This is a genomic window from Stieleria varia (assembly GCF_038443385.1).
GTDB classification, from domain to species: domain Bacteria; phylum Planctomycetota; class Planctomycetia; order Pirellulales; family Pirellulaceae; genus Stieleria; species Stieleria varia.
The window spans coordinates 7,119,405-7,127,147 of the sequence record NZ_CP151726.1; the positions used below are offsets into that span (position 1 = coordinate 7,119,405).

The 7,743-nt window shown below is 52.9% G+C and carries 4 protein-coding genes; 2 read left to right on the forward strand and 2 right to left on the reverse strand.

Going from position 1 to position 7,743, the window contains the following annotated elements:
* Positions 1-197 precede the first annotated feature (197 nt).
* Positions 198-1,775, reverse strand: a complete 1,578-nt coding sequence (locus tag Pla52nx_RS23985) for an ISKra4 family transposase (protein ID WP_197455184.1) — start codon at positions 1,773-1,775, stop codon at positions 198-200.
* A gap of 108 nt (positions 1,776-1,883) precedes the next feature.
* Here Pla52nx_RS23985 and Pla52nx_RS23990 point away from each other — a divergent pair, with 108 nt between their 5' ends.
* Both Pla52nx_RS23990 and Pla52nx_RS23995 read left to right on the forward strand, forming a co-directional pair.
* The gene (locus Pla52nx_RS23990) at positions 1,884-4,796 is read left to right on the forward strand and encodes an FG-GAP-like repeat-containing protein (protein ID WP_146522907.1); all 2,913 of its coding nucleotides are present in this window, start codon (positions 1,884-1,886) and stop codon (positions 4,794-4,796) included.
* A gap of 368 nt (positions 4,797-5,164) precedes the next feature.
* Positions 5,165-6,418 carry a M48 family metalloprotease gene (locus Pla52nx_RS23995; protein WP_231742600.1) on the forward strand — a complete coding sequence of 418 codons (1,254 nt, stop codon included), beginning with the start codon at positions 5,165-5,167 and terminating at the stop codon, positions 6,416-6,418.
* Positions 6,419-6,450: 32 nt separating this feature from the next.
* On the opposite strand, the gene Pla52nx_RS24000 is transcribed toward Pla52nx_RS23995, so the two are convergent.
* Positions 6,451-7,560: a hypothetical protein gene (locus Pla52nx_RS24000; protein ID WP_146522905.1), complete on the reverse strand. Its 1,110-nt coding sequence runs from the start codon at positions 7,558-7,560 to the stop codon at positions 6,451-6,453.
* Positions 7,561-7,743: the final 183 nt, after the last annotated feature.

Sequence of the window (7,743 nt, forward strand, 5' to 3'; positions counted from 1 at the left end):
CATACGACGAATTGCACGGCTGCTGCGAAAAAAGGTAAAATTTGAGAAAGTCGAGTGCCTCTCATTGCGTTGCCTATATTAATGCTGACTTCTATCCAACGTTTTTGCTTTTTGAATTGCGCCGTTTGGATTTTGATCGTAACGGGATGCACTCGTGACCTTAAGCAACAAAAGGAGTGTGACCGGCAACCCGCCGGTTAACATGCCATGGTAAGCGGAGTGTAGTGGCAGACCATGTTACGGTTTGGATGGGTGCTCTCGCTCAACTCCGTGACTCGCTGTTTGCAGAATTTATCCCAGTAGTCACTCTGAAATACCGCCCGCACGTTGAGCATGCTCCGTGCAGCTTCCAGCGTCCAACGCATCCCGCTTCGTTCCATGCGGTCCTTTACCAAGTGCCCGCACGCGCCTTCGATCACACCCGAGGCAATCGGGTAGCCTGCAGCAAGATATTCGTCGTAACGCATCCGATCCTTGTGTTTCTCGAAGTAACCACAGATGCGTCGAAGGTCTTTGAGTTTATCGCCCTTGAGTTTCCCAAGCGAACCCATTCGACGTAGCCCTCGGATCACCCCGTTGACCTCACCACGCAGGATTTTCAGCAATCGCTCCCGCGTAAACGCTGCTCGCTTTTCGCTGGATTTCTCGAACAATGACGAAGCCTCCCACACGTAAGTCGCTACGTGAATGATGTCCAAGATTGGCACCACTAATGGATCGTCGCCTAAGTGTAACTGCGCGACTTCCCAGAGGCTCTGCTGACCGTCCATTAACAGAATGATCACTTGGAGTTTCTTTCGGCGGACACTGACTTGATCTGCGAGCCATGCGATCCCCTCGTGGATACCGCTGATGGGAACCTCCGTATCGTCGTCCACGAAGGTCGCGGGAAAGTGAGCCGATGTATGCTTGTGCTTTGGCCGCGGTCGTTTCTTTTTGCTCTTGCGTGATTGCGTGCCGGGTTCTTTGTCATCACGGAACAAGGCAGCGACAATTTGCTCGGCTGTGCGAACATAGGGATCGACGGTGTAAGCACTCGTGACCGTTGCCATGCGACGGTTTCCGGGCCGTTTCTTTGCTGTCTCAAAAGCAGCCACTTTGGCGGCATCGTCTTTGATCAAGGGAACGCCCTTGCAGTCGGCCGAAGCGACGAGAAGCTCGGCTTCATCCTTCTTTTTGGGCGTCGGCAAGTCGTCCAGAAAGGCATCGGCCTGGACCCCCATTCTCTGGCTGGTCTGTTCGAGCGTGTCGATCGAGAATTTCGCTCCGAAAACGAGTTCGAGATTATCAGCGGCCTGGTTGAATGCGGATTCGACGCAGAACATTTGGGAGAACTCTTGGAGCAGGTACGACCAGCGGTGCTCCGGCAGTTGCATGCGGGCGCTGATCGGATGCAGTTCGATTCTCTTGTTCTTTCCCGGGCTGTAGGTGTACTGTTGAAAGGCGTGTTCACCGAAAATCGACCGAACCACCGTGTCGGTCGGTTTCTCGCTGCGTCGCAGTGTTTTGCCTGATTCGCTGACCGCTTGATCACCAAGGTCCCCCTTGCCTTGGAGTTTGGTGAAGAGCTCCATCGCCAGAAAGCCGGTTTTCAAGACAAGATTCCACACGGCACGCTCGGTTTCATCGAAAGACTGGCCGCATTTAGAAGCATTGACGACGTGTTCTCGGATGGTGTCGCCGCACTGCTGCAGTTTCTCGGCGATTTGCTCGGGCGACTGCGGAAAAGAAGACGAAGTGGGGTTGTCAATATCGCTTGAATGTTCGACGCTCATTTCAGCGGCCTCCTGCCTTTGATACCTGGAAGTTAGAACCCAAATCATGGCAGGTTGGCCGCTTTTTGTTTACCCAGATTCCGCAATGCTCCGCAGAAGCCCCGCGGGTTGCCGGTCACACTCCAACAAAAGGTGGAGCCTGGGAACGACGAATATACGACGAAGCTGGATCAAGCGGAGCGGCTATTGATCGCCGGACAGCTTCAGGAAGTCGAGCCGATTGTAGCAGAGCTGTTGTTGCAGGACGAGAGAAACCCAAGAGCCAACCTGATCGCTGGAATTTTCTTTAAGCTTCAGGGGCGATCTGCCGACGCGAAGTCAATCTTGCGGCCGTTGTCAGAAAGGGATTCGAGCGTGGGTGCCATCGCAAAGTTGCATCTATGTGAAATCCTTTTACGTGGTGGTGAGGTGGGACTTGCTATCGAGACGTTTGAAGCGTTGAAGAATTCCAAATGGACGTCGAACCAGGACCGACATGCTGCGGCGCGGGTGTTGAATGAGCTAGGGTACCGGCATGATGCAAACGAGCAGATAAGAGCTTTGCTAAGGTTCGGGGAAGCGACGCTGGAAGAGTTGAGGTGTTTGGCTGCTCCCGAACGAGCTTATTTCCCTTTTGCGACAAAGCCTGGGGTTGAGTCGATTCCAAAGTTTGGATTGTTGAACGTCGCTAGGTGCCTGCACTCGGAGGGTGACATCCGTGATGCGGTCGAGATCATTCGCGAAAGCGAAGAACTCGCAGATGGGAATCCGGTTGTTGTTGCTTACTGGGGGCAACTTCTACTCGAATCACAGCAGTTTGACTTGCTCGACGAGTGGGTTGCCAGCACGGAAAGTAAATTGCAGCGTTATCCATCGTACTGGCTCGCCGTCGGAGGTTGGGCGATGAGGCGCAAGGATTTCACGAGTGCAGTGCGCTGTTTTGCGGAGGCGATTTGTCGTGAGCCAGCAAGCGTTTCGGCACACGATCAGTTGGCATTGGCGTTCGCGGGACTTGGGGATCTGCAGAACGAGACCCGTTTTCGCAGTCGAGCCACGGAAGTCGAGTCAGCTCTGTTGCAAACTCGAAAGGTCATTGAGAGCCCTGTTGCGAACTGGAGTGATGTTGTTGATCTGACCGTAATGCTTCGTGGTTTGGATCGACCGTTCGAAGCTATCTGTTGGGCAAAACTTGGAGCCCAGCGTTTCGGTCTGTCCGCAGATCATCTGACAAAAATCGAAACAGCACGGCAGAATGAATTGCGAACTGAATCATCAACAAGCTCACTGAAATCTAGACTGTGTGGAATCGAGATCGACCGATACGCATTGAAGATCGACGACGTGATTGCTGCCGAACTTGGAAGCAAGAAATCGAAAGGGGGGATTGAATCGGCGAAGCTTGAAATGAAGTGTTTGCCACCGAAATTCGTCAATGTGGCGGAGCAGACCGGAATTCACTTTCTGTATCGAAACTCTGCTCCTCCGATCCAACGAGCTTTTCGCATTTACGAGGCGTATGGCGCGGGTATCGCCGCAATCGATTATGACCAAGACGGCGCGGTTGACTTTTACCTAGGACAGGGAGCTGCCGATTTGCCTGATGGCCCAGCCTCTGACGCTAATGAGCTTTTTCGCAATCTTAGAGGCAGATTTCAATCGGTCGGTGCGGAAACTGGCAGTAACGATTTTGGGTACACGTTTGGGGTAACATCGGGAGACATTAATCAAGACGGCTTTCCTGATATTGTCGTCGGGAACATGGGCGAAAATACCATTTTGATCAATCAAGGGGATGGGACATTTGTTTCTCATGCCCCTGGGACGGACTCCTGGAGAGAATCTTATTTCACGGCATCCGTTGCGATCGCGGATGTTTCAGGTGACAACGTTCCTGATGTCATCGAAGTCAATTACTTGGACGACAAATCGATCTACGAGAAAGTAAACATCGCCCCCAATGGGGTGATTGCGAACGGGCCCAGGCCATTGCAGTTCATTCCTGCAGTCGACAGAGTATTTGTCTCAGACCGCCAAGGTGATTTCATCTCGCAGAAGCTTGGTGACGGCGGAAGTTCCGACGCTGCGACAGGACTTGGATTAGTCGTCACAGACATTGATGACGACGGCAAGATCGATCTTTATATCGCGAACGACTTGATGCCGAACTTCTACTGGAAACCTACTTTTGAAAAAGACTCGGCAGTAAATTCACTCAAGTTCATCGATCAAGCAGTCGCAAAAGGTGTCGCTATTGGAAACCAGGGAATGCCTCTTGGGTCCATGGGCATTGCCTCCGCTGATTTTGATGGCAACGGCTTGCTCGATCTGCACGTGACAAACTTCTACAACCAATGGTCCAATCACTACATCCAAAGATCAGACAGTGGTTTTAATGACCAAGCCCTGCCGTCACAATTGGATACTGCAACCTACCCCATGGTTGGTTTCGGTGTCGAAGCACTTGACTACGACAACAACTCCACCATCGACCTGGTCATCGGAAATGGACACATCGAGGACATCGGTGATGGAAGTGAGTTTCGTATGCCGACGCAGATTTTTTCTGGGAATGGGACAACCTTCGAGCAAATGAATGTCGATGGCGATCCCTATTGGAATAGGCCGCATCTTGCACGTAGCCTGATCACTTGTGATTGGAATCGCGACGGACGTATCGACGTTGCGGTCTCAGATCTATTAGAGCCGTTTGTTCTCCTGGAGAATCGCACCCAGAGCCAACGCAACAAATGGATTCAACTTCGGCTCGTCGGGACGGAGACTGAACGGGATGCGATTGGCACTCGTGTTCAGGTCTCCTACACCTTGGCAGGTTCCTCTCGTATGTTTACTCAATTTGTAACGACTGGAGACGGCTACATGTGTCGCAATGAGCCGATCCTGTCATTTGGTGGCGAGACGATGCCCGCTGGAGTTGACATTAGTATCCGTTGGACCAGCGGGATGATTCAGGAAATTTCAAATGTTCTCGTTAATCATCGATATCTCATTGTCGAGGGCGATGATGCGGTGTATTTCGATTGATCTACGACTGAGGAGTTCGGATGCATGATCTAACGTCTGGCGTCGACTACAATGCTGTTCCAATGGCCAGACCCAGTGAAGCTGGCCAATGAATCAAATTACCCCAACTCATTCCACGCATGATTGCGTTTGCCTGTCCGAAATGCCAACATCGTTATCGAGTCCCTGTTGCAAACGCGGGACGTGTGGCGGCATGCAAAAAATGTGAGCACAAGTTTCGGATTCCGAAGCCCAAATCGGAGAACGAATCTCAAGAGCAGTCCAGCCCTTCACGAACATCAGGGGCGGTGCCGGCGACTGTACCCCAGGCAAAAAACGAGGGGAAAAGAGCGTCCACCGAACAACCGGCTTCGACTGCTGAAACACTGATGGAGCAGATACGCAAAGAATTTGAGGGCAAGGTTCCCAGGAACCTGTTCAACATCGGTTATCGCATCTCGCTCTTGGCCGTCGCGTTTCTGATGCTGCTCTTGCCCGTGCTTTATCTCAGTGTGATCGCGGGTGCCGGGATCGGGCTCTATTACTATTTCACGGAGGTCATGCCGGGGTTGATGGAGACCCTGCCGCGTGGTCGTGGGGCAGTGTTTGCGATGATGATCTACGTCACACCCATCGTTGGCGGCCTGATCATGATCGTGTTCATGATCAAGCCGGTATTCTTCACGCTGGTCCCCGAGCGTGCACAGCGAAAGCGATCACTCACCAAAGCGTCAGAGCCGGACTTGTTTGAGCTGGTTGACCACATTTGCGGAGTGACGCGGAGTCCCAAGCCGAAGCGGATCGACATCGACTACGACGTGAACGCATCGGCCTCATTGCGAAACGGTTTCTGGAGTTTGTTTCGTCAAGACCTTGTATTGACGATTGGTGCTCCGTTGATAGCAGGGATGAATCTGCGTCAGCTTACGGGCGTTCTTGCTCATGAATTTGGACACTTTGCCCAAGGTGGCGGTATGAAATCCGTCTACGTCATTCGCATGATCAATTCATGGTTTGCACGTGTCGTCTATCAACGCGATCAATTGGATGAGCAGCTCGACAGCGCCATCGAAAATGGTGACTGGCGGATTTCCATGATTTTGCTGGTCGGAAAACTGTTTGTCTATCTCAGCCGGATGATCCTCTGGCTCTTCATGATGATCGCTCACGCAGTCAGTTGCATCATGATGCAACAAATGGAGTACGATGCGGATCGCTATGAAGCGTTTGTGAGTGGCAGCGACTACTTTGCCGAGACTCACAAACGCATTCTGCAGCTTAGTTTGGGTCAGCAAGGGACGATCAAGGCGGTGATAGAAGGCCTGGAAAGTCGGCATTTATTGGGCGACTTGCCGAAGCTGACGTCTTCTTTTGCAGAACAGGTCAGCGCTCGTGACCTGCAAAAAATGGACAAGGCAAACGAGGAAAGCACTGGTTTGTTGTCGACGCACCCGTCACACACCAGCAGGATCAAGGCGGCCAAAAAACTGAATGCGCCAGGTATGTTTCACATCGAGCGTCCGGCTCGCGAAGTGTTTCGTAACTTTGAGGGACTTTGCCAAGGAGCCTCGGTCGATTTCTATCGCAACGAGTTTGGAGTGTTGGTCAAACCCGAGCAGTTGGTTTCGTGGGACGATGAATAACGATGGGGCAGATCGGACTGCGCCGCCGGAGGCTACTCCAAAGGCACGATCTTGAAACGGCCTTTGTTGAAGTCCACGTCGTAGCCTTTCCATGACAGCACCATGATTGGCAACATGAAGCAGGTGGCGGCGATGCCAAAGATTCCCATCAGCAACAACGCCATCGGTGTGTCCGTGATATCGTCTTCGAACACCTGTCCCACGACCAGTTCGCTGATGTCGGGCCTGTCGGGGACGTAGCGAATCGCGACAGAATCACCGAAATGGATGGAGTCATAGAACTCACGGGTGACTTCCACATTGTGCGTTTCCACCGTGCCGTCGGTTCCGGTCACGCTGTAGTGAATTCTGCGTGTTCGACCATTGGGGGCAATCAGCTTGTTCGTCACGGTTCCGGTTCCGGCAACCGCACTGGACGCCATCAACTGATTCGCTTCGTGACGCCAATACGCCTGCAATGGTAGGAAGATTCCTGCCGTCCCCATCAACAGTGTTCCGACTCCTGTGATCAATGCCGTTCGACGTCCCTTCTTTTTGCCCGCGGCGGAGACCGCTCGTTTTTCGCCTGCCGGATTTTCCGTGATCCCAGCCATCCCACGGATTTGACTCAGCATGTCCCCGTGACGTTTGAATACGCCGGTGATTTTGCCAACCGGCTCGTTGTCAGCCCCAGCCAAGGTGATGACCTTTTGCATCATCGTTCCGGGGTTCGTGCTGTCAGCGACGCGAACATCATGGATATGTTGCCAAGGGATGGTCTGAGACGTCTTGCCGATCAATTCGATGCCCTGCGGCCACAGTCGCACTTCCCTGATCGCTTTGTTATTGGACCACGCTCCCATCAGCGAAAACACGCCCCCAATGATCGGCATCGTGGTCGACAGGTGCATCGCCATCTGCCCTCCATTGAGGAACATCAAATGGACGACGAACATGATCAGACCGAATGCCACCAAGACGCATCCCAGAAAGCCCGGTAGCACGACTCCGGTCAGCGGCGTCGTCGATGAAGCGTATGTGAGCGGCCAAGTCACCGGAGCGGAATGGCCTTCCGTGTCGGCCGGCACCTGCAGCGACTTGGGGGCACGATATGGATTGTCAAAATACTGATCGTCACGTTGCGACAAAGGATCGTTGTGCAATGGACCACCCTCCGATTGAGATAGCGTGTTACCTCATCCTACGATTCAGTGTAACCAGATTCGATACTGGAAGGTGCCCCCACGTACGTCAGGCTTTCTAGCCTGACATACCCCGAGGTGTCAGGCTAGAAAGCCTGACGTACGCGCTGAGTGTCAGGCTGGAAAGCCTGACGTACGTGGGCT